Consider the following 21,133-nt stretch of genomic DNA (forward strand, 5'->3'; position numbering starts at 1 on the left):
TAAGCCGTTTGTTGATGTTGCTTAACGGAAAAAGTGACCGTCTCGTCTACACAAAGGCATGAAGAAAGTTATTTTGTATGTTTGAAATCGACGATTTCCATTTACTGTGATTCAGATATCTTTTAATGGAAACCATTTTAGAAACGAGGTGCCTAAAGAACATGAAAAAGCAAGAGGCTATTGTAAAAACAAACAAACTGGAAATTAAAGTACATTCCCTCGGTCGTGTAGAAGGAGATTTGGATGTAAAAGTAGCCATTGATGATGGCGTTGTTGTAGATGCTTGGACGGAAGCAACGATGTTCCGCGGTTTCGAGATGATTTTAAAAGGAAAAGATCCGCAGGCCGGTTTGATTGTTACTCCTCGGATCTGCGGCATTTGCGGCGGCAGCCATCTCACGAAAGCAGTTTATGCGCTCGATACGGCTTGGGGGACGGAAGTACCGCCGAATGCTACGCTCATCCGCAATATTGCTCAAGCGGCGGAAACGATTCAAAGCATTCCGCGTTGGTTTTATGCTTTGTTCGCAATTGGTTTAACTCATCGACATTACGCTTCTTCTAAGCTGTACGATGAAGTGGTTCGCCGTTGGGCTCCTTTTGAGGGAGAGCATTATGAGATTGGCGTCACTGTTTCAGCTAAGCCGGTGGAAATTTACGCAATCTTTGGCGGACAATGGCCGCATTCCAGCTTCATGGTTCCGGGAGGCGTTGTCAGCTCGCCGACATTGTCCGATATTACTCGCTCTATCTCGATTTTGGAATATTATCGGGAAAACTGGCTGGAGAAAGTTCTTCTTGGTTGTTCCGCTGAACGCTGGCTGGAAAACAAGACTTGGGACGATGTTCTTGCATGGCTGGATGAGAAGCCGGAACATCGCAATTCTGATCTTGGCTTATTCATTCGCTATAGCATGGAAATCGGATTGGACAAATACGGAGCGGGGCCGGGCCGCTATTTAGCCACTGGAAGCTTTTTTAACCCGCAGCAATACCGCTATCCGACGATTGAAGGACGCAACGCAGCGCTGATTTCCCGTTCGGGAATATTTGATGGGGAAAATTTCCATGATTTTGATCAAGCACGGATACGCGAGGATCATACCCATTCTTTCTATCGCGGCAGCGGTTCTTACCACCCATTTGAAGGAGTAACCGATCCGGTGGATCCGATCGAAGGGCAAAAAGAAGGAAAATATACGTTTGCTAAAGCACCGCGGTATGATATTCCAGGCATCGGAGAAACTCCTCTGGAGGTAGGTCCGTTGGCCCGCCAAGTAATTGCTGGCCGCTCTGGTGCTGAGGAGTGGCAAGATTATGATCCTCTCTTTTTGAACTTGATTAAAGAAATCGGGCCAAGTTCGATGGTGCGTGTGTTGGCTCGCCTTCACGAAGCCGCGAAATATTATTTGCGCATGAAGAAGTGGTTGAAGCAAATCGATTTAAACGAAAAATTTTACATCAAGCCGAAAGAATTGCCTGAAGGACGCGGATTCGGAGCTACAGAAGCAGCCCGCGGCGCTTTGGCTGACTGGATTCAAATTAAAGATGGAAAAATTGAAAATTATCAAGTCGTCACTCCGACAGCATGGAACATTGGACCGCGTGATCGTCACGGTCAGCGCGGACCTATCGAAACAGCGATGATCGGCGTACCTATTAAGAATCCTGAAGATCCGGTCGAATTGGCTCATATTGCCCAAAGCTATGATTCATGCCTTGTTTGCACCGTTCATGCTTATGATGCCAAGTCGCATAAAGAGTTAGCCAAATATAAAGTGATAAATATATGCTGATATCTCTAATATGCAACTTTAAGTGACGTGTTTTTCTGCAGTGCAAGCATATCAGCAGACGTTTCATATACAACTGTAAAACTAATAGTCAAGTAAAACAGACAAAGAATGGTAATGGGAACGGTACGCCTGCAGAAGGAGGAATTTTGTATGAACGTTATGATTATTGGATGTGGCAATTTGCTGCGAAGTGATGATGGGGCGGGACCCATGTTGATCCGCAAATTGTGGGAACATGGGGTCCCACCGGGAGTCCGTTTGGCTGATGGCGGAACTGCTGGCATGGATGTAGCTTTTCAAATCGGGGATGCAGAGGAGCTGATTCTAGTAGATGCCTGTAAATCAGGAGATGAACCGGGCACGATTTTTGAAATTCCAGGTGAAGAGGTGGAAACTCCTCCGCTAAAAGATGTTAATCTTCACGATTTCCGCTGGGATCATGCGATTGCCTTAGGCCGATGGCTTTTAAAAAGCCGCTTCCCGAAGAAAGTGACCGTTTTCCTGATCGAAGCCGAAAACATATCGTACGGATTTGGATTGTCTCGAACGGTGGACAATGCCTTAGATCGTTTAGCGGATGAGCTGCTTCAGCGCTTAGGAGGGAAAAAAAGTGAAGCTTGAACTGACACCAACTGGCTATCTTCATATTCCCGCCGAAGAAACGGTGCGGTTTCCTACAGGAACAGCCATCGTTTTAATACGTGACGAAGAACTGTGGGTGATGCCGGTAAGTCATTTGGGAGCGGGCGGATTGCTGTTAAAACTGCGCAATTCTCGTGGAGATCGAAGCATGTTTGTCCAAGAAATTTTGCCTGAAGGTGTGCAGCCGGGAATTCGTGACGCTGTATGGGATGAACGATATGGAGCGCTTCGCATGCCACTTTTTTGTTCCTGTGCGATGTCGGAGAAGTAAAAGTATATAAGCCGCTTCATCCCTTGACTTGAATGGTCATGATGAAGAAACAGTTTTGGACCTGGCCGACAGGACGATAAGATGATATCCATACTAAATGAAACGAGAGTGAGTAATTGCACAATAATCGTTAGTACGTTAGAACATGCCGATCTTAGTTATTTAGAGGTTTCGTTGTTTTTCCAATTACAGTTTTTAAAAGGGGGAATAACAGTGCTGCAGCCACAGCCAATCGGTGTTTTTCCTGGAGCGGCAGGTTTTTTTCTTCTACCACCTGTTCCAAATGCAGATCAATTCATATCCCTTCTTCTCCGCGGACATTTTCCTGATCGTTGGCCGGAGAACTGGCGTTTTTTTGCTGCGGCGATTGAGGGAAAAAGCGAAGACGAGGTGCTAACATTATTGCCGGAAGGACCGGAAGCTGCTTATAACCGATTTATTTTAGATCCACAAACATATACATACACTTTAGCCAAAGAAGTGCTCCCAGACGATTTCTCCTTGCTTTTGGATGCAGCGGCGTGGCGCCTGAAACTGTTTGAAACTCCCCCACCGCTTGGCGATGCGTCAGGAGAAATACGGGCGTTTTTATTGGCGACTCAAGCGTACGACGCGTTTCAACAAAAGGATTGGCCGACTGGGCTTTCGCTTCTTTCCGAAGCCGCCGCTACAGTAGAAAACGTGTCACCTGTTTTTTCCGCTCGGCTTTACGCGGAATATGCGGCGACAAAACAAATGCTTGGTGATCGCGGGAAGGAGACAGTAGAAGGATACCGGAAAGCCCTCTCTCTTTTAGAAACCTCTTCCTTTCAGGAAGCAAGGGCTGAACTGTGGTTTCAATTAGGCACAGTACATCAAACTGGCGCGGATGGACGGAAAGGTTCTCTTCTAGAAGCAGTCAGATGTTATCATGAAGCACTAAAAGTATATCGGAAAGACACTTATCCAGAAGAGTATGCTACCGTTCATATGAATCTTGCTTTAGCGTATTTAGCCATTCCGTCTTTAGACCGCAGCGCCTATTTGCGCACAGCGACAGCGATCCAGTCATTAAGAGAGTCTTTACGCATTTTTAAAAAAGATAAACACCCTGAGCTTTGGGCAAGCGCCACGGTCAATCTAGCCAATGCGCTGCAACATGTAAAATCCTCTCATCTTGAAGATAATCTTTGGGAAGCAGTAGCTCTTTATGAAGATGTGCTCGAAGTACGCCGCTCTAAAGACGATCCAATAGCATATGCCCGCGTTTTAGCTAATCAAGGGAATGCGTTGGCACATCTAGGTGCGTTTTCCCGAGCGGTACCTCGGTTGGAAGAGGCCAGTCAATTGTTTCGTAAATATGGAGAGCATGAGGCAGCGAGTGCCATCGAAGACGTATTAGCGGAAATTGCCCTTAAGCGGAAGCAAGCAGCAGTCAATGAAAAAATGGAACAGTAAAATGTGCGAAAGAGAGGAAGGATTGCATGAATCCCCACGAACAGCAATATTTTAATCTTTTGTTGGGTATGGCGGTTGACCGCTTTTGTGAACGTATCATCCAGCGCAATGAAGGAGCTCAAAAAGCTCTGAACGGCTTCGCGCAAATCCTCAAAGTGAGGGAATTTGGCTGAACGAATTTGTGGACGCTTTCTTTCGCGATGCCCTTCTTGATAATCCAGCGGGCTCTTGCCTCATTTTGCAGGCTTTAGCCAATCATCGCGTCAATGATTTTATTAACATTGTTGACCGTAATACGGTTGAAGAAATGCTGCAGGAGATGGCCAAACAAACATTTGCCGCTTTATTATATCGGAAAACCGAAGAAGCTCTGGAGCAAACATTGGCTTTTGGAGGTGAGTGATCATGAAAGTTCAGCAGGAAGAGGATTTTCAAGCTTTGGCTGGACGGGTGGATCGCGTGCTGGACTCGATAAAGGGTCTGCCAGAAGACGCTCGGATGAAAGCAATGGAATTGAAAAAAGCCATTGAAGCCTTTCACGAACATGCTCTTAGAAAACTCGTTCGCACGTTTCGTGAAACGGAGGCGGGAAAAGAATTGCTGTTGAAAGCTGCAGAAGACCCTTCTATTTATGCGATGTTTTTGATGCACGGAATCATTAAACAAGATTTATTTACCCGTACCGCCGCCGCGTTAGAAGAAGTGCGTCCTTATATGCGTTCCCACGGAGGTGGCGTGGAGCTAGTTAAAGTGGAAGGAAATACAGTTTATGTCCGCCTTCAAGGAGCTTGTTCCGGTTGCTCGCTATCCGCTATGACGTTGAAAAATGGGATTGAGGAAGCAATTAAAGCCCGCGTTCCAGAAATTGAACATGTTGTCATGGTCGAAGAGGAAGTGACCTCCGGCTACATGCCATTTCACGCTATGAATGATACTGGAAATTTAGAACAAAACGGATGGGTGCAAGGTCCATCCGCTTCGGAACTGGAAGAAGGGAGTCCTGTTCGCTTTTCGCATGAGGAGCTCGATGTTTTGCTGGTTCGCTTAGAAGGAAAAGTAATGGCATTTCGCAATCAATGCCCTCATATGGGGATGTCTCTTGACGGAGGACTGGTGGACAACTCTATTATTACTTGTCCATGGCACGGCTTCCGTTTTGATTTATCCACCGGGGAATGCATGACGGCACCTCACGTGCAGCTAGAACCCTTTCCAGTTCGGGTAGAGGATGAAAAAATATGGATACGATTAAGTTAACCGCATATCCCGAACGGTGGTTAGGGGGACCGGCCCCAGGCGGTCTTGTGCTGCCCCCTGCCCATCCAAACAGGATTCATCTTTATGCACCAAGGGGAGTGTATGTAGACGATGATATTGTAGTGGCGGCCGACAGCGGCAACCATCGCGTACTCATTTGGTACAGTTGGCCGGAAAATGATCATGCGCCAGCTGACATCGTGTTAGGTCAGCCTGATTTTGAAACAGAAGGACCAAAGCTGTTTCATCTCCCAACTGGCGTTGCGGTCATTGAAGGAAAGCTATTTGTCGCAGATGCTTGGCACCATCGTCTGCTCATTTGGGAAACATTGCCGAAAATAAATAACCAGCCTCCCGATTATGTCTTGGGACAAGAGGATCTGTCAGGGACATCCCCGAATCGAGGAGGAAAAGTTAGTCCGACTGGATTTTATTGGCCATATAATTTTGCATACATTGATGAATGGTTTTACGTAGCGGATACGGGGAATCGCCGAGTTTTGGGATGGAAAGGTTTACCGGAAGATGGGCGTGTTCCTGATGTCATTCTTGGTCAACCGAATGGTTATGTAAACAGTGAGAATAGGGGAAAAGGCGTAGGAACGGATACGTATCGCTGGCCTCACGCTCTTGCCGGCGACGGAAATACGTTATACGTTGCCGATGCGTGCAATCACCGCATTCTTGGTTATACGCCGCCTCCAGAGACGGACCGCCCAGCTGAGTTAGTTCTCGGTCAACAAGATTTTACTCAGTCATTTGAACTTCCCCATGTACCGCAAGGACCCCGGCGCTTCCGGTTTCCTTACGGGATCGCACAATACGACAATTTGCTAGCGGTGGCTGACACGGCAAACAACCGCATCCTTCTTTTTACTGAGTCGCCGCGAAAAGGAGCGTATCATCCTGCTTCGTATGTTATTGGCCAAGCAGATTTCGAAGGAATGGGAGAAAATCGCTGGAAAGCCGTAACAAGGGATTCACTTTGCTGGCCGTACGGGATTTGGTGTCATCAAAATCGTCTGGCAATTGCTGATTCAGGAAATAACCGCGTCATCATTTGGCGCCTTGAATTTACATGATTGTTCTAAAGAATCTCTAACAAAAGTTTCAGTGTTTTAGTGTTCGAATGAACTTCTAGTTTTCTTTACGGACAATAAAATATCTAAATTTTCATATTTATTGCAAATCGGGGGGAGCGATTCATCCATGTGTTTAGCTATTCCAGGCCAAATTGTAGAAATGTTAGATGGTGACCGCCATTATGCTGTGGTGAATGTCTGCGGTGTGCGCCGCAAAATTAACATTGACTTATTAAAAAATGAACATCTCCTTCTTGGAGATTGGGTGCTTATTCATGTGGGATTTGCGATGAGCAAAATCAGTGAAGAACAAGCAAATGAACAATTGAATTTGCTAAGCATGTTAAATGAATCGGATGAAGCGATCGAGGAAGTACAAGGTTACCAATTTGATAACGAAAAAGTTTAAACATGTTAATACACAGCGCTGGAGACTTAAGGCAACAAAAGGCATATGATTGGTCAATCATAACCCGTTCCGAAAAAGACGATATGCATGCAGGCAGTCGTTGTTGATCTAATTTTAGGAGGTGCAGTTTAATGACGACGATGAAATATGTTGACGAGTTTCGCAATCCGGAATTAATCCGCAAAATATCGGAAGAAATCCACCGCCACGTCGATCCAGATTATCACTATCGTTTTATGGAGGTTTGCGGAGGACATACCTTTTCGATTTTTCGATTTGGATTGCAGAATCTGCTGCCTGAAAACATTGAGCTTGTCCATGGACCGGGATGCCCTGTCTGTATTCTTCCAATGGGACGTATGGACAATGGACTTTCGATTGCCAAGCAGCAGGACGTCATTTTTACCGCATTCGGTGATGTAATGCGCGTTCCCGGGAAACATGGAACGCCTCTCGAACTAAAAGCTAAAGGGGCTGATATACGTATGGTGTACTCCCCTTTAGATGCTTTAAACATAGCGATGAAGAATCCTGACCGGCAAGTTGTGCTGTTTGCGATTGGCTTTGAAACTACCGCCCCATCAACAGCATTGACGCTCATGCGCGCACGTGAATTGGATGTGCCCAATTTCTCTGTATTTTCCAATCACGTCCTAATTATACCGGCAATGCAGGCAATATTGGATTCTCCGGATATGCGCATTGATGGGTTTATCGGACCTGGTCATGTTTCATCTGTAATCGGCGCCCGTCCTTATGAAAGCATCGCAAAAAAATACCAAAAACCGATAATTATCTCCGGTTTTGAACCGCTCGATTTACTGCAATCGATCCTCATGCTTGTAAAACAAATGCGCGAGGGGCGGTTTGAAGTAGAAAATCAATATAGCCGCGTCGTTCCTTACGAAGGAAATATGTCTGCACTTGATGTAATGAAAGAAGTTTTTGAAGTCCGCTCTCTTTTTGAATGGAGGGGACTTGGGGCTATTCAGCAGTCTGCGCTCAAATTGCGGCCTGAATTCGCCAAGTGGGATGCGGAAGTTCGTTTCCAAGTCGAGGGAGCTCGTGTGAGTGATCCGCAAATGGCGCCTTGCGGACAAGTATTAAAAGGTATATTGAAACCGCATCAATGCCAGCTGTTTGGCAAAGAATGCACTCCGGAACATCCTGTGGGAGCTCTTATGGTGTCGTCAGAAGGGGCATGCGCCGCCTATTATCATTACGTTCATTTGCAAGAAGCAGTGGGTGAATAAAAAGGAGGAAATTATATAGATTGGTTTTCCCTGTTAGGTGAAATACAATGCGTTTCGAATTCGGGCAGTGGCAGGGTTCATCAGCTTACTTTCAGACGTTATATGATTTGGGAGACTCTCACTGAACTTCTTAATTAATCGTTGCATCAGGAAGAAAGGAAGGAACAAGCATGAAGACAGCCAAAGTGAATTTTACTGATTCTTATATCGAATTGGCTCATGGCGCTGGCGGGAAAGCAAGCAGAAGACTGATCGAAGGACTGTTGGTTCCCTATATGATGGGAGACAAACCAGCAGAATTAAATGATGCGGCATATGTTGAGGCAAATGGGAGCCGATTGGCGTTTACTGCAGACAGCTTTGTTGTCAATCCACTCGTCTTCCCAGGGGGATCTATCGGCGAACTTGCCGTCAACGGGACTATAAACGACTTGGCGATGGGGGGAGCAAAGCCGTTGGCTTTGGTGACAACACTTATTATCGAAGCGGGATTGGCAACGTCGGAGTTGGAACGGGAGGTGGCGGCTATCGCCAAGGCAGCTCAACGTGTCGGAGTGCCTGTGGTCGGGGGAGATACGAAAGTAGTGGAGCACGGAAAAGCGGACGGTCTGTACATCACGACAGCCGGTATCGGCCTTACCGATCCGCGCGTTTCTCTTTCGTCCAGAAACGTTCAACCGGGTGATCATGTCATTTTGTCTGGTGCAATTGGTGATCATGGGATTACCGTTCTCTTGGCTAGAGGGGAGTTGGATTTAGAAGCTGACCTTACTTCCGATACTCGGGCGGTTTGGCCGTTCGTATCGGCACTTATTGAGGCGGCGGCGCCGGGGCTTAGATGGCTGCGCGATCCAACCCGAGGCGGTGTAGCTACGGCATTAAACGAATTGGCAAGAGACGCTCAAGTAGCTGTTATACTCGATGAAGAGGCAATTCCAGTTCGCCCGGCAGTGCGCGGTGCCTGCGAAATTTTAGGATTGGATCCCCTTCATATTGCCAATGAAGGGCAGTTTCTTGCCGTCATTTCGCCTGAATATGCCGATATCGCATTAAAAACACTTAAAAGCATGCCGGGCGGGGAGAATGCGAAGTGCATTGGTGAAATACAAGCAGAGCCAAAAAAAGCAGTTTTAGCACGTTCTCAATATGGAGGTACACGCTTGATCGATATGCTGATTGGCGATCCGTTGCCTCGCATCTGTTAATCAATCATGAAAATGCTTAATAATAAATCATCTCTTTGGAGGATGAGAAATAATGCTGGAGCTTTATGGTGCGAAAGGATGTCCTTACACGAAGGAATTGCGGGAAAGTTTATTATGGGACGGAAAAGAATTTGTCGAGTATGATGTCGAAGAAGACAAAGCGGCATTAAAGCAGCTTGTTGTTTTGACGGGAGGAGGTACTGTTCCAGTCTTAGTAGAAGACGGGCAGGTCATTCAAATAGGAGTTTCCGGCCGCGGATGCATGGTTGCATTGCCGTCCGCAAAGGAGGAGAAGCCGTTATCTTAAACGGGCGCCCCCTCTCTTCTCTTTAGGTAAGATACATGCAAAATAAACGGATACATCTCTAGGAAAGTGGAATATGTCGGCATGAAAGGTTCTGTTATGTATACGCCTTCAGTTCAGAATGCGAGAATAAAGCTAAATGCCAGCGCATTAAGTTCAACGGACAATGTTTTCTTATTCAAAGTTCGGACGGTCCACTGAGCTCTATTTATCTGTTTGAAAGCTCCAAAATCTCCCGTTTTATAACGAAAGCAGGTGATTCATCATGAAAATAGCGCAGCGTATTCTAATATATGGTGTTGTGCAAGGGGTCGGTTTTCGTCCTTTTGTCTTTCGTAAAGCAAAGCGGTGGAAGCTCAGCGGATGGGTGCGCAATGGAGAAAGCGGCGTGGAGATTCATGTGGAAGGGGACGCAGATGCCATTCAACAATTTGTTCAAGACATTACAGATCGATACCCTTCCTCAGCTAAAATAACCAATTTGGAAATTAAAGATGCGCCTTTACAAGAAGCAGCTGATTTCGAAATTTTGGCCAGCACGCTCCATAATCGGCCGACAGTGCAAATTCCTGCTGATCTTGCGGTTTGTCCGAAATGCTTGTCAGAATTGTTTGATCCAGCTAACCGCCGATTCCTTTATCCATACATCAATTGCACGGATTGCGGTCCACGATATACGGTCATTGAGCGGCTGCCGTATGACCGGCCTTATACGACAATGCATATGTGGTCTATGTGTCCGGCTTGTTCAGCGGAATATTATGATCCGGCGGATCGACGGTTTCATGCGCAGCCAACTGCTTGCCCCGATTGCGGTCCTCATTATCATGTGCAGGGACAGGATGGAGAAATACATGGTGATGAAAAAGCGATCAAAAAAACGGCCGAGCTCCTTCGTTCTGGGCGCATCGTTGCGATCAAGGGGCTTGGCGGCTATCTTTTGGCGTGTGATGCTGAAAACGAAGAAGCGGTATGGGAGCTTAGAAGGCGGAAACGACGCGGGGAAAAGCCGTTTGCCTTAATGGTAAAAGATCTCGAGACAGCAAGGGCGTTTATCGATATATGTGCGGAAGAAGAAAATCTCCTTACATCTTCCGCCCGACCCATCGTGTTGGCACGGGCTCGCCGATTGCTGCCGGGAGTAGCTCCTGATAATTCCGATTTAGGAGTAATGCTTCCATACACCCCTCTCCATCATTTGCTGTTTCATTTCGACGCACCAGAAGTGCTTGTAATGACAAGTGCTAACCGTTCCAGTGAACCGATCATCTATGATGATGAAGAAGCGATCAAGGCACTTGAAGGCATTGCGGACGCATGGCTTATTGGGGAGCGCCCTATTGCCCGCCGCGTCGATGATTCCGTCGTTCGCGTCAGCCCATTTGGCCCTACTGTACTTCGGCGGGCGCGGGGGTATGCGCCGCTTCCTGCTGCCCAATTGCCCAGTGATCGGCCTGTTCTTGCGGTTGGAGCTGACCTAAAAAATACCATTACATTAGTGGTCAACGGACAGGCGATCATGAGCCAGCATTTAGGAGATTTGATGAAATACGAAGCATATATGTCATTTGAGCAAACGGTCCATGATCTTTTGTCGATGTATGATGTTCGATTGCAAGAAACGATTGTGGCGTACGATCTTCATCCCGACTACCAATCTACCGCCTTTGCTCACAATCTAGAAGCTTATCAACATATTGGCATCCAGCACCACCGCGCTCATGTGGCGTCCGTGCTGGCGGAGCGAAATGCATTGGACAAACGGGTGATCGGAGTGGCGTTTGATGGAACAGGTTTTGGCGACGATGGAGCGATCTGGGGCGGCGAGCTGTTTGTCGGAAGCGCTGCGGAAGGTCTAAAACGGCGCGGACATCTTCGTTACGCCATGCTTCCCGGCGGAGATGCGGCGGCACGCATGCCGCTTCAAGCGCTAGCTGGTTTCTTTGTGGATGATCCGAAATGGGCAATAAATGTCGGCAAGCAGCTTTCGTTTCCTGAACGATTTTTCACGGCAGTGAAGATGGTAGAGAAACAATTGCGCACCTTTCCAACAACGTCCGTCGGCCGTTTGTTTGATGCAGCAGCGGCCCTTTTAGGATTTACCGGTCCTATCTCATTTGAAGGACAAGCAGCCATTTGGCTGGAGCATTTAGCACGTACAGCTCCATTAGAGAAGGTATATTCTTTCCCGTGGAATGGAAAAGAGCTAGACTACCGTCCTTTTTTAAAGGAAATGACAGAAGACCGTCTAAAAGGAAAAGATGCAGCGGTGATTGCTCGCGCATTTCATCGAAGCGTCGCAGAAGGCATATTTAGAAGTGTTCGTTCTTTAGGAGCGGCCTATGAAATTGACACTGTTGTGTTGTCCGGCGGCGTATTTCAAAATTCGCTTTTGTTAGCTGATTTGAAAGAGTTATTTTATGAAAGCGATATGCATATCTGGATCGGTGAAGAAATTCCACCTAACGACGGCGGCATTAGTCTCGGGCAGGCAGCGCTTGTAGCTGCAGCGCATTCGAATTTATGAGTCGTTATTGCTTCAAAAGCTGTAAATATTTGTCTATCACTTGCTATGTTTTAATTGTTCTACATTCATTTTTCCATTCAATGTATTGTAGACCGCTGACTCGAATTCGAGGAAGCCCAAGTATGACCCCACATCAATTTATGTTTCATTCTTCGCATCGTCTATTAAAAATTTTTTACAAGACATCTTTCGGCGGCTGCACTTAAAGAAGGAAAATTCCTTTTCCGTCCAATTTGTAAAAATGAATAAAAAAGCAGATTCATCAAGGTCTGCTATGCCAAAAATGTGCAGGAAAGCTGTCCAGGCTGCTGCCCTAAACGGATGAATCTGCTTCTTATCTATTTGTCTTCCTTTTGCATTAGAACCGTTTAAACACCCATCGAAATATACTTAACTTCTAAATATTCGTCTATTCCATGGTGTCCCCCTTCTCGGCCTATTCCGCTCTCTTTCACGCCTCCAAATGGCGCTTGGGCGACAGCAGGAATCGAATCGTTCAAACCGACGATGCCAAATTCCAATGCTTCCGAAACTCTAACGGACCGAGAACAGACTCAATAGAAGGTCTTCCGTTATCCGGGCAATACAAATCCTTAACCTTTTCAGTGATATATGTATTGATCTATTTTTCGTAAAAGGTGATCTTCCGGTACAAGTTCCTCAATACAACAAATTTATATTCATTTTGACTCTCTTTATTTGTAGTTCACATGGTTATTATCCTAACTAATATTATAATAAATTAACACGGTAAACTGATAAAGATTATAAATAAAAATAATGGCTGTCGAAGTTTCTCGACAGCCTGAGGATAAGGAATTTTCTCCCTTGTCCTTTTCCTCTTCGAGCAGTGCCAGACATCACTTATACTGCTTGTTTTTGGATGTCAGCTCTAGGTTTTTCTCGTTTGACAAGTAACATAAAGAAAGCAAACACAAGTAAGCCGCTTAAGAAATACAACCCGGCACTTGTTCCTCCCGTCAAATCTTTCAATGCTCCTACTGCATATGGACCGATAAAACCGCCAAGATTGCCAATCGAATTTACTACAGCTATCCCAACAGCTGCTTTTGCTGGATTAAGCATTGTTGTAGGCAGCGCCCAAAAAGGACCTTTATAACAATACATGCCTGTAAGTGATAAAGTGATGAATAACATGCCCAATACAGGTTGGAGTGTTACTCCAGCGCCTATCAATGTTATTGCCCCTACCAAGAGCGGCAAGGCAGCATGAAGCCATCTTTCTCCTTTGCGGTCAGAGCGGGCTGACCACCAGTTCATGGCAATAGTAGCAACAATATAAGGAATGGTAGCAATTAGACCAATTTGTGTATTAGATAAAGACGCTGACATTCCATCAATAATTTGCGGCATCCAGTAACTGACACCAAGAGTACCGGCAATATAAACAAAATAAATAATGGCAAAGTACCACACTTTTGCATCACGAAGAGCTTCTATATGTCCGCTATGCTTTGCAGAACCCTTTTTGCCATCTGCTTCTTTTACTCTTTCCTTTTCCAATTCAGCAATTAGCCAATTCTTTTCTTCTTCGGTGAGCCATTTTGCATCCTCTGGTTTATCCGCTAAATAAAATAGGGTCACGATCCCAAAAATCACAGCCGGAGCACCTTCAATTAAAAACATCCAGCGCCAGCCTTCAACATTGAACCAATGAATGTTGTCCATAATCCATGTCGAAAGTGGAGCACCGATAATATATGATACAGGAATCGCACTCATTAACATGGCAATGGTTTTTGCGTGATCTTTTGCCCGAAACCAATATGTTAAGTACAAAACAATTCCCGGGAAAAAGCCAGCTTCTGCAACACCGAGCAAAAATCTAATAATGTAAAGATGACTTGCTTCCTGTACAAACCCAGTCGCCATCGATATAATTCCCCATGTAATGAGGATTCGCGCAATCCAGACACGGGCGCCAAACTTCTCCATCAAAATATTACTTGGTACTTCAAAAAGAAAATAGCCGATAAAGAATATACCAGTTGCCAGACCGAAAACCTGGCTGGTCAAACCAAGGGCATCATTCATCTCCAAAGCGGCATAACCAATGTTAGCCCGGTCCAAATACGAAATAATATAAAGGAAAAATACAAATGGAATAATCCTCCTTGTTACTTTTCGCACTGTTTGCTTTTCCAAAGATACTGCGTCATTCACCATACCCACTCCCCCTAAATTTAAAATGAATATAGAAAAAACTGTATAGATTGAATGAAGTAAATGTTCCGAAAATTATTGAAACGAAATTACTTCACTTTATTTACAATTAGGAATCAACACACCTTAAAGTGCACAGGCTGAAGGCCAAAAAATCTTATAAAATGTAAGTGTTTACATTTTCAGGCTAGAATAAAGGGTCCCTATTTTGTGTTGGATCCTAATGTAAATAACATGTTCTAACAACTTGTTATTTGTAATACAAATTAGTAATACAAATTTCACTGTATATCTTGTGTTTTTTATTTTTTTTGATTATTATAATCATAAAATAGTGTGTTGTAAATTAAAAATTCAAAAAAATACTGAAAAATTATTATAAATTTGTTATATTAATCAATAAATTTGTTATACAAATTTCGTCCATTCCCTATTTTAGAACGACGAAAGGAGAGGGAGTCATGGCCAAAAAAGAAAAAGTTTCGCAAATGATATCTCGTGAATTATTGAAACAAATTGAAATCGGAAAATTTCCACCAGGCTCTAAGCTGCCGACAGAAATGGAGTTGGCTGCTCAATTCGGTGTAAGTAGAGTACCTATTCGCGAGGCTTTAAGTATGCTGCGTGCAGCAGGTGTCATTTCCTCGCGTCAAGGCGGCGGGAGTTATGTAGAAGAATCAACAAATTCATCATTATTACAGCGTATTCGAATTGAGAGCGATGATGTGGACAGCATTAAATATTTATTTGAAATGAGAAAAATTTTGGAGCCGGAAGCAGCATATTTAGCAGCACTCCGACGTACACCTGAACAGCTAGAGCAAATGAAACGAATTTTAAAAACAATGGAAAATGAATCTTTAGAAGAAGGAGACATTTCAACAGAGGCCGATATCGAATTCCATCGTTCGATTATTTTGGCTACACATAATCCAGTTTTAATTCAAACACTTGAAAATCTATCCTCTCTTTATGAAAAAACATTAAAGATTACGTTGCGACCTAACGTGGAGTTAAAACAAAAACGAAAAGCTGTATATCAAGAACATTACAATATTTTACAAGCAATCGAAGCAGAAGAACCGGACCTCGCCAAAATCCAATGTCTCATCCATTTAAAAAATGCTGAGAAAAAATTAAGTCTGCTTTTAAGAGATTATACGATATAGAAAATTGGAAAGTGAGAGATTCATATGAAGGTAGTTACACCGAGTCATATTGAAGAGATTAAATCAATAGTTAAAACCGGTAAAGTACTCACTGATGAGAGCGACCGTTTCAGCTATTCATTTGACGGCTCTTTCGGAACATTTCTGCCGGATGTGGTCATTCAAACAAAGAGCGTGGAAGAATTAGCATCCCTTGTGAAGCTTGCCAATCGCGAGAAGATCCCAGTTTATCCTCGCGGTCAAGCCACATCATTAAGCGGCGGCCCGCTGCCTGTCAAAGGCGGTATGGTATTGGATTTATCGGTATTAGATGATGTACTTGAAATTCATGAAGAAGACTTAATCGCCGTTGTATCCCCGGGAGTATTAACAGCGGATATTCACAAAGCAGCCGAGAAAAAAGGATTAATGTATCCTCCAGATCCAAGCAGTTCACATGTGTCTACTATTGGTGGAAATTTAGCTGAGAACTCTGGAGGTCCAAGAGGATTAAAATACGGAGTAACGAAAGATTATGTGATTGGTTTGGAGGTTATCACTCCTGAGGGTGAAATCATTCATACTGGCGGACGCACTGTAAAAAATGTAACCGGTTATGATTTAACAAAACTCATTGTCGGATCAGAAGGAACCTTAGGCATCATTACAAAAGCAATTTTGCGCCTTCTTCCAAAGCCGCCCGCTTCCGAAACCATTATGGCGGTATTTGACAGCCTTGTTGATGCGGGAAGCGCCATTTCAAAAATTTTATCGTCAGGTATTTTGCCTGCCAAAATGGAGTTAATGGATCAAGCTTCGATTGTGGCGGTCGAAAATTACGAGCCTTTAGGCCTGCCTGTAGATGCAGAAGCGATTATTCTCATTGAGCTCGACGGCCATCCTTTAGCTTTAAAGGATGAGATCAAACAAGCAGCGGAACTATGTTATCTTGTCGGAGCAAGAGCTGTTCGCATTCCAAAAAATGAAGCGGAAAAAGCGGAGATCTGGAAAGCTCGAAAGCTGGTATCTCCGGCTATCGTACGTATAAAACCGACCAAAATTTCAGAAGATGCCACCGTACCACGAAGCAAAATACCTCAAATGTGCGCAAGATTGCAGGAAATTCGAGATAAATATAATATTCACCTCGTCGTATTCGGTCACGCAGGTGATGGCAACCTGCATCCAAACATTATTTGCGACAAAAACGACATAGAAGAAATGCGCCGCGTAGAACAAGCTGTCGCTGAAATTTTCACAGCAGCAGTTGAACTTGGCGGAACGCTTTCAGGCGAACACGGCATCGGAACTATGAAGGCTCCTTTTATGGAAATGGAATTAGGACCAGTCGGTCTGGATATGATGAAGCGGATTAAAAAAGTTTGGGATCCAAATAACATCATGAATCCAGGAAAAATTTTCCCCGAAAAGGGGCAGAAATTGGAGTTGAGTTAACATGAAAGAATCTCTAGAAGAACTAAGGGAAGAATTTCAATATAATAAAACGAACAGCTGTGTACAGTGCGGTTATTGTCTGCCCGTCTGCCCGACATATGTAACTACGCGAATAGAAACACATTCACCGCGCGGACGTATTAATTTAGTCAAAATGGTTGGCGAAGGAAAAATCACGGATCTATCAGTGCTTGAAGAGCCGTTGGATTTATGCCTTGGATGCCGGGCTTGTGAAACGGCTTGTCCGACTGGAGTGGAATATGGTTCCATCCTTGAATCAGCAAGGGCTGCACTTGTGAAACGCAAGAAATTTAAAGCTCCTGTTCGTCTGCTGAGAAAGACAATGTTTCAGAACGTATTCCCTAGTAAAACAGCCATGAATGTGATCGGCAATACGTTTTGGCTTTATGAGAAAAGCGGATTGCAAAAAGCGATGCGCAAAACTGGTATTATGAAAAAGCTGCCTTATCATTTAGGTGAATTCGAAGCGACAATGTCTCAGGCAGTTTCACCAGCAGAGCGTAAACAAGCTCCTTCCAAAGCGAAAGCAAAAGGTGAAAAAAAATATACAGTTGCATTTTTCACCGGATGTATCATGGATGCTATGTTCCATCGCATCAACCGGTTGTCTGTACAGCTGCTTGCAGAAGCGGGTTGTGATGTCATTGTCATCCCTAATCAGACATGCTGCGGCGCACTGCATGCGCACTCTGGTGAAATAGAGGAAGCCAAGCGTCTCGCAAAACAAAACATCGCCGCATTTGAACAAGAGAACGTTGATTTTATTGTGAATAATGCCGGAGGATGCGGAGCTATGCTGCATGAATATGACCACCTGCTCGCAGATGATCCAGAATGGGCTGATAGAGCGGCTGCGTTCACTGCAAAATCAAGAGATATCAGCCAAGTGCTAGTCGCTTGCGGCGGACTGCCTAATCTTCGGTCAAATCCGGAAGAACGAGTCACATATCAGCCTTCGTGTCATATGACCAATGTTCAAAAAGTGACTGAGGAGCCTTTAAACCTTCTAAAAAGTATTTCAGGAATTAATTTTGTTGAGATGGAGCAAGCAAACATGTGCTGCGGTTCAGCAGGAATCTATAATATTATTAACTATGATGCCTCAATGGACATCCTTGATGAGAAAATGAAGCATACGAAAGCGACCGGAGCATCAGTCGTGATTACGACCAACCCAGGATGTCTCATACAGATGAAGCTTGGTATCGAACGCGAAAAACTGTCTGATTCTGTGCGGGCATTGCATCTAGTCGAATATTTGGCCGAAGCTGCCGGAATTTCATAAATTTTGCTTACACTTATGCTGGATACGTGTTTATTGTACATTTGACAGAAGCATTAAAAATGACATTCCGCACCTGAAAGGAAAACTTCCATCTTTTTTTCAGGTGCGTTTTTTAAAAGTTTTCACTTATCATTTAATTCCTTTTTAATCGACTTCTTCCACCTTTTTTCGATAATTTCCATCGATCATCTATTTTACCTGCTCCGACACACGGATGGAAAGGAAAGATTATAGCCAGCCTCAAGTTCAAATAACCCTTTTGATTGTTAGCCGATGTAATCAAGTCAGCCGAAAAAAAATTCGATCCGCTAATACAATTGGATTTTCTTCACGCTGAAAATCTCCAAAATGTGTCCAGTTACATTGAATTGGACGATGTTTCAGAGCAACGTTTTTCGTATTGGCATAGAGAATCTGTCTGTAAAAGTAAGAACATGAAGCTTTATATGACGTTTTATTAACGTTTCTGTTTATTCATATAGGTTTGTAAATTCCGCATATCCGAGAACAGCCAAGTACGATTCATTACGAAGTCATAAACACCTTGATATTGCCATTCTCAGCCAAAGAATCCCTAGTTTGGTAACAAACTAAACCGGATATCCGGCAACAAATCCTTTAGCCGTTTGTAAATACGACCATACGCCAAATATTTCTCCGTAGTGCATTGGCTCTTCTTTTGGATTATCGCTTAAAATTCCCATAATAAACCTCCCTCTATAAATGTTGATATATCAACGGTTGTAGCCGTTTCAGGGGTGTCAAAAAAATTTTTTTCGACACGTTTTCTAACTTTGTTTCTCAAATCTGTATATATATGACATTGGGTGGGTGCGCTTCGCTGCCACTACTGGTTTAATTTGGTTGTAATGGTGGTAAATGTATGGAATGCACCTTGGATCTCTGCATCGCTGATGATGACGAACCCTCCCATGTCTCTGGGCATCCTTGTGCCTACATTCCTTCGTTCGGTCTAGTCATCAGGCAGAGGCTGGCGAAGCTCCTTTAGGGACTCAAGGTCGAATGGATGATATCGTGCCAGCTTCTCCGTGTCATCCTTGTTGTCTAGGGAATCGTAAGGCATGCAGGCATCAAGCCGCCGTTTCGAGACCAAAGATGTCCTGCATCATTCGCTTCGCATCGAACGCCTGGTGCTTCGTACACACAGCGTGCAGTACCTTCAGTAATTTCCCACATAACACCACAATGGATTGCTTCTTGCGCAACGGATGATCGGGCCGTGTCGTGTAATATTCATGTAACTGTCGAAACGCTTCGTTGTGGCGGATTATCGGCATCATCACGCGGAAGAGGAGGGCGCGCAACCGCCTTCTTCCACGCTTCGAGATCCGTTTTTGCCCTTTGTGTTGGCCGGAGGAGTTTTCCCGTAAGGTCAGTCCCGCAAGTTTCAATAATTGGCGCGGATCCTGATAGTGGGAAAAACTCCCGATTTCCGATAACAGTTCCACGATCGTCGCATCCCCTAAGCCCGGAACCGTTTTGAGCCATTCGTATTCCACGGATGTTTGCACAAGTTCCGTCAGTTGCTGGGTCAATGCCTCGATTTCTTTCTCCAATTGGCGGTACCGGCGGACAAGTGTGGCGATTTCGATACGGGCCATCTGTTGTCCTTCCGTTACGCCAATGGAGTGTTGGGCCAGTTCCATCAGCTTCTTCGCTTTCGGCTTTTGTGGCGATTGTAATCCCTCACTTTGCCGGTAAAGGGCCAGCACCTCTTCCAGCTCTTTTCCTGCCAGATCACTCGGAAATGGCGTATATTCCAGCACCGCGAGCGCCATTTTCCCAAATGACGGGAAGACTTGGGAAAACTCCGGAAAATATCGATCAAGCCAGCGAATCATTTGATTTCGAATCGCTCCCTGTTCTTCCACCAATTTGGAGCGAAATGTCGCTCCAACGCGCAGTTCGGCCTCCATCCCTTTCAGAATGCGCGGATAGCTGAATCGGCCGTCTTTCACTAACCGGGCAATGACGAGCGCGTCTTTCGCATCATGCTTGGTTGGAAGATTGTCGTCCAGCTCTTTGGAGCGCTTCACGTGCATCGGGTTTGTCATGACGAGAGGAATGCCCTTCTCGTCAAGAAAATAAGCGAGATTGAGCCAATAATGTCCCGTTGGCTCGATGCCAACGATCACTTCCGTTTTTTCAAATTCCTCCATCGCTTTCACGATGCACTGGTACAACCATTCCAACCCTTCTCTGGATTGCGGAACGGGAAACGATTTTTTCAGCACCCTCCCTCGCTCATCCACAAAGCAGGCGTAATGCTTCTTTTTCGCGATATCCATGCCAACGACGAGCGTTTGATCGGTGACTTGATTAATCTTCTTGTTTGAGATAGAATTCATGTATAGTCCTCCTTGGTATCCAAATTAGGGGTCAATTCATCCGATTGACACCCCCGAATCATACCAAGAGGGCTTTTTTTATTCAAGTCCCCGAAAAAACTTCTAACAGGAATGCTCCTTTCTTCTTAGTAAGGAAGTAGTCCTCACTTATTCTATAGACCAGTTCTCAAAAAAGTGGTCAAATTTTATTACATGCACCCTACATATCCTTTTATTGTAATAATTTTACAGTTCCCTTTCGCTTTCGTGCATTTTGATTTTAGAGGGCAATGACTACAGTCTTCACATTCATAGATTTTGAAGCTTTGTTCATAACCAGACGGGTCCTTTTTGTTTTGGTATTTTTTAAACGCAACTTTCCTTCCATTTGGGCAGATAAAACAATTATCTTGCTCACAATACGTCCAGTTTTTCGCATTTTTGTGTCCTTTTTGTATTTGTGTGTTGTTCTTGTACATAGGTTCCATAAGGAATCAGAAAATCAAATC

General features: G+C 44.6%; 19 protein-coding genes and 3 pseudogenes. 16 read left to right on the plus strand and 6 right to left on the minus strand.

Going from position 1 to position 21,133, the window contains the following annotated elements:
- Nucleotides 1-161 precede the first annotated feature (161 nt).
- From NSQ61_RS13340 to hypF, 13 genes are all read left to right on the plus strand, one after another.
- Nucleotides 162-1,796, plus strand: coding sequence for a nickel-dependent hydrogenase large subunit (locus NSQ61_RS13340; protein ID WP_130156518.1), 1,635 nt, complete (start codon nucleotides 162-164; stop codon nucleotides 1,794-1,796).
- A gap of 150 nt (nucleotides 1,797-1,946) precedes the next feature.
- Nucleotides 1,947-2,417, plus strand: a complete 471-nt coding sequence (locus tag NSQ61_RS13345; RefSeq protein WP_063387612.1) for a hydrogenase maturation protease — start codon at nucleotides 1,947-1,949, stop codon at nucleotides 2,415-2,417.
- Nucleotides 2,407-2,709 (plus strand): hypothetical protein, encoded by a 303-nt coding sequence (locus NSQ61_RS13350; protein ID WP_063387613.1) that lies wholly within the window; start codon nucleotides 2,407-2,409, stop codon nucleotides 2,707-2,709. Before NSQ61_RS13345 ends, NSQ61_RS13350 begins: the two co-directional genes overlap by 11 nt.
- Before the next feature lie 213 nt (nucleotides 2,710-2,922).
- Complete coding sequence (locus tag NSQ61_RS13355) at nucleotides 2,923-4,146, plus strand: tetratricopeptide repeat protein (protein ID WP_240326800.1); 1,224 nt, start codon at nucleotides 2,923-2,925, stop codon at nucleotides 4,144-4,146.
- A 26-nt stretch (nucleotides 4,147-4,172) separates the two neighbouring features.
- Nucleotides 4,173-4,319, plus strand: coding sequence for a hypothetical protein (locus tag NSQ61_RS13360; RefSeq protein WP_340807296.1), 147 nt, complete (start codon nucleotides 4,173-4,175; stop codon nucleotides 4,317-4,319).
- A gap of 8 nt (nucleotides 4,320-4,327) precedes the next feature.
- Nucleotides 4,328-4,549, plus strand: coding sequence for a hypothetical protein (locus NSQ61_RS13365; RefSeq protein ID WP_340807298.1), 222 nt, complete (start codon nucleotides 4,328-4,330; stop codon nucleotides 4,547-4,549).
- Nucleotides 4,550-4,551: 2 nt separating this feature from the next.
- Complete coding sequence (locus NSQ61_RS13370) at nucleotides 4,552-5,403, plus strand: NifU family protein (protein ID WP_066248146.1); 852 nt, start codon at nucleotides 4,552-4,554, stop codon at nucleotides 5,401-5,403.
- The gene (locus tag NSQ61_RS13375; RefSeq protein WP_340807301.1) at nucleotides 5,385-6,485 is read left to right on the plus strand and encodes an NHL repeat-containing protein; all 1,101 of its coding nucleotides are present in this window, start codon (nucleotides 5,385-5,387) and stop codon (nucleotides 6,483-6,485) included. The genes NSQ61_RS13370 and NSQ61_RS13375 overlap by 19 nt, the downstream gene beginning before the upstream one ends.
- Before the next feature lie 127 nt (nucleotides 6,486-6,612).
- Nucleotides 6,613-6,894 carry a HypC/HybG/HupF family hydrogenase formation chaperone gene (locus tag NSQ61_RS13380; RefSeq protein ID WP_063387617.1) on the plus strand — a complete coding sequence of 94 codons (282 nt, stop codon included), beginning with the start codon at nucleotides 6,613-6,615 and terminating at the stop codon, nucleotides 6,892-6,894.
- Nucleotides 6,895-7,025: 131 nt separating this feature from the next.
- A complete protein-coding gene (gene hypD / locus NSQ61_RS13385) occupies nucleotides 7,026-8,147 on the plus strand; it encodes a hydrogenase formation protein HypD (protein WP_242009337.1) in 1,122 nt (373 codons plus the stop codon).
- Between the two features lie 170 nt (nucleotides 8,148-8,317).
- Nucleotides 8,318-9,352: a hydrogenase expression/formation protein HypE gene (hypE, locus tag NSQ61_RS13390; protein ID WP_066248144.1), complete on the plus strand. Its 1,035-nt coding sequence runs from the start codon at nucleotides 8,318-8,320 to the stop codon at nucleotides 9,350-9,352.
- 52 nt (nucleotides 9,353-9,404) lie between these two features.
- Nucleotides 9,405-9,659, plus strand: a complete 255-nt coding sequence (locus NSQ61_RS13395) for a Uxx-star family glutaredoxin-like (seleno)protein (RefSeq protein ID WP_063387619.1) — start codon at nucleotides 9,405-9,407, stop codon at nucleotides 9,657-9,659.
- Between the two features lie 262 nt (nucleotides 9,660-9,921).
- Nucleotides 9,922-12,183: a carbamoyltransferase HypF gene (gene hypF / locus NSQ61_RS13400; protein WP_066248143.1), complete on the plus strand. Its 2,262-nt coding sequence runs from the start codon at nucleotides 9,922-9,924 to the stop codon at nucleotides 12,181-12,183.
- A 368-nt stretch (nucleotides 12,184-12,551) separates the two neighbouring features.
- Here the strand turns inward: hypF and NSQ61_RS13405 are convergent.
- The 3 genes and pseudogenes from NSQ61_RS13405 to NSQ61_RS13415 all read right to left on the minus strand — a co-directional run.
- Nucleotides 12,552-12,716 (minus strand): annotated as a pseudogene (locus NSQ61_RS13405) (aldehyde dehydrogenase family protein); the annotation flags it as partial.
- An 11-nt stretch (nucleotides 12,717-12,727) separates the two neighbouring features.
- Nucleotides 12,728-12,886: pseudogene (locus NSQ61_RS13410) on the minus strand (IS5/IS1182 family transposase); the annotation flags it as partial.
- A gap of 161 nt (nucleotides 12,887-13,047) precedes the next feature.
- Nucleotides 13,048-14,370 (minus strand): MFS transporter, encoded by a 1,323-nt coding sequence (locus tag NSQ61_RS13415; protein ID WP_339195645.1) that lies wholly within the window; start codon nucleotides 14,368-14,370, stop codon nucleotides 13,048-13,050.
- Between the two features lie 458 nt (nucleotides 14,371-14,828).
- On the opposite strand from NSQ61_RS13415, the gene NSQ61_RS13420 reads away from it, so the two are divergent.
- Genes NSQ61_RS13420 through NSQ61_RS13430 form a run of 3 tightly spaced genes read left to right on the plus strand, consistent with a single transcriptional unit; the run spans nucleotide 14,829 to nucleotide 18,276 of the window.
- Nucleotides 14,829-15,536 (plus strand): FadR/GntR family transcriptional regulator, encoded by a 708-nt coding sequence (locus tag NSQ61_RS13420; RefSeq protein ID WP_063387623.1) that lies wholly within the window; start codon nucleotides 14,829-14,831, stop codon nucleotides 15,534-15,536.
- Between the two features lie 24 nt (nucleotides 15,537-15,560).
- Nucleotides 15,561-16,970 carry an FAD-binding oxidoreductase gene (locus tag NSQ61_RS13425; RefSeq protein WP_066248137.1) on the plus strand — a complete coding sequence of 470 codons (1,410 nt, stop codon included), beginning with the start codon at nucleotides 15,561-15,563 and terminating at the stop codon, nucleotides 16,968-16,970.
- A 1-nt stretch (nucleotide 16,971) separates the two neighbouring features.
- Nucleotides 16,972-18,276: a (Fe-S)-binding protein gene (locus NSQ61_RS13430; RefSeq protein WP_066248135.1), complete on the plus strand. Its 1,305-nt coding sequence runs from the start codon at nucleotides 16,972-16,974 to the stop codon at nucleotides 18,274-18,276.
- Between the two features lie 599 nt (nucleotides 18,277-18,875).
- Here NSQ61_RS13430 and NSQ61_RS20330 read toward each other — a convergent pair.
- The 3 genes and pseudogenes from NSQ61_RS20330 to NSQ61_RS20335 all read right to left on the minus strand — a co-directional run.
- Nucleotides 18,876-18,980 (minus strand): annotated as a pseudogene (locus NSQ61_RS20330) (DUF3231 family protein); the annotation flags it as partial.
- A 387-nt stretch (nucleotides 18,981-19,367) separates the two neighbouring features.
- Entirely contained in the window at nucleotides 19,368-20,645 is a 1,278-nt protein-coding gene (locus NSQ61_RS13435; protein WP_340807310.1) for an IS110 family transposase, read from the minus strand.
- Nucleotides 20,646-20,833: 188 nt separating this feature from the next.
- A complete protein-coding gene (locus tag NSQ61_RS20335) occupies nucleotides 20,834-21,112 on the minus strand; it encodes a transposase (protein WP_445659451.1) in 279 nt (92 codons plus the stop codon).
- Nucleotides 21,113-21,133 lie beyond the last annotated feature (21 nt).

Source organism: Aeribacillus sp. FSL K6-1121 (assembly GCF_038003725.1).
Taxonomy (GTDB): Bacteria; Bacillota; Bacilli; order Bacillales; family Aeribacillaceae; genus Aeribacillus; species Aeribacillus composti.

Coding starts and splice junctions, on each gene's coding strand:
- NSQ61_RS13345 (WP_063387612.1), top strand. CDS start 1,947: ATGAACGTTATGATTATTGGATGTGGCAATTTGCTGCGAAGTGATGAT.
- NSQ61_RS13375 (WP_340807301.1), top strand. CDS start 5,385: ATGGATACGATTAAGTTAACCGCATATCCCGAACGGTGGTTAGGGGGA.
- NSQ61_RS13415 (WP_339195645.1), bottom strand. CDS start 14,370: ATGGTGAATGACGCAGTATCTTTGGAAAAGCAAACAGTGCGAAAAGTA.
- NSQ61_RS13360 (WP_340807296.1), top strand. CDS start 4,173: ATGAATCCCCACGAACAGCAATATTTTAATCTTTTGTTGGGTATGGCG.
- hypD (WP_242009337.1), top strand. CDS start 7,026: ATGACGACGATGAAATATGTTGACGAGTTTCGCAATCCGGAATTAATC.
- NSQ61_RS13370 (WP_066248146.1), top strand. CDS start 4,552: ATGAAAGTTCAGCAGGAAGAGGATTTTCAAGCTTTGGCTGGACGGGTG.
- hypE (WP_066248144.1), top strand. CDS start 8,318: ATGAAGACAGCCAAAGTGAATTTTACTGATTCTTATATCGAATTGGCT.
- NSQ61_RS13430 (WP_066248135.1), top strand. CDS start 16,972: ATGAAAGAATCTCTAGAAGAACTAAGGGAAGAATTTCAATATAATAAA.
- hypF (WP_066248143.1), top strand. CDS start 9,922: ATGAAAATAGCGCAGCGTATTCTAATATATGGTGTTGTGCAAGGGGTC.
- NSQ61_RS13380 (WP_063387617.1), top strand. CDS start 6,613: ATGTGTTTAGCTATTCCAGGCCAAATTGTAGAAATGTTAGATGGTGAC.
- NSQ61_RS13340 (WP_130156518.1), top strand. CDS start 162: ATGAAAAAGCAAGAGGCTATTGTAAAAACAAACAAACTGGAAATTAAA.
- NSQ61_RS13435 (WP_340807310.1), bottom strand. CDS start 20,645: ATGAATTCTATCTCAAACAAGAAGATTAATCAAGTCACCGATCAAACG.
- NSQ61_RS13420 (WP_063387623.1), top strand. CDS start 14,829: ATGGCCAAAAAAGAAAAAGTTTCGCAAATGATATCTCGTGAATTATTG.
- NSQ61_RS13395 (WP_063387619.1), top strand. CDS start 9,405: ATGCTGGAGCTTTATGGTGCGAAAGGATGTCCTTACACGAAGGAATTG.
- NSQ61_RS20335 (WP_445659451.1), bottom strand. CDS start 21,112: ATGGAACCTATGTACAAGAACAACACACAAATACAAAAAGGACACAAA.
- NSQ61_RS13425 (WP_066248137.1), top strand. CDS start 15,561: ATGAAGGTAGTTACACCGAGTCATATTGAAGAGATTAAATCAATAGTT.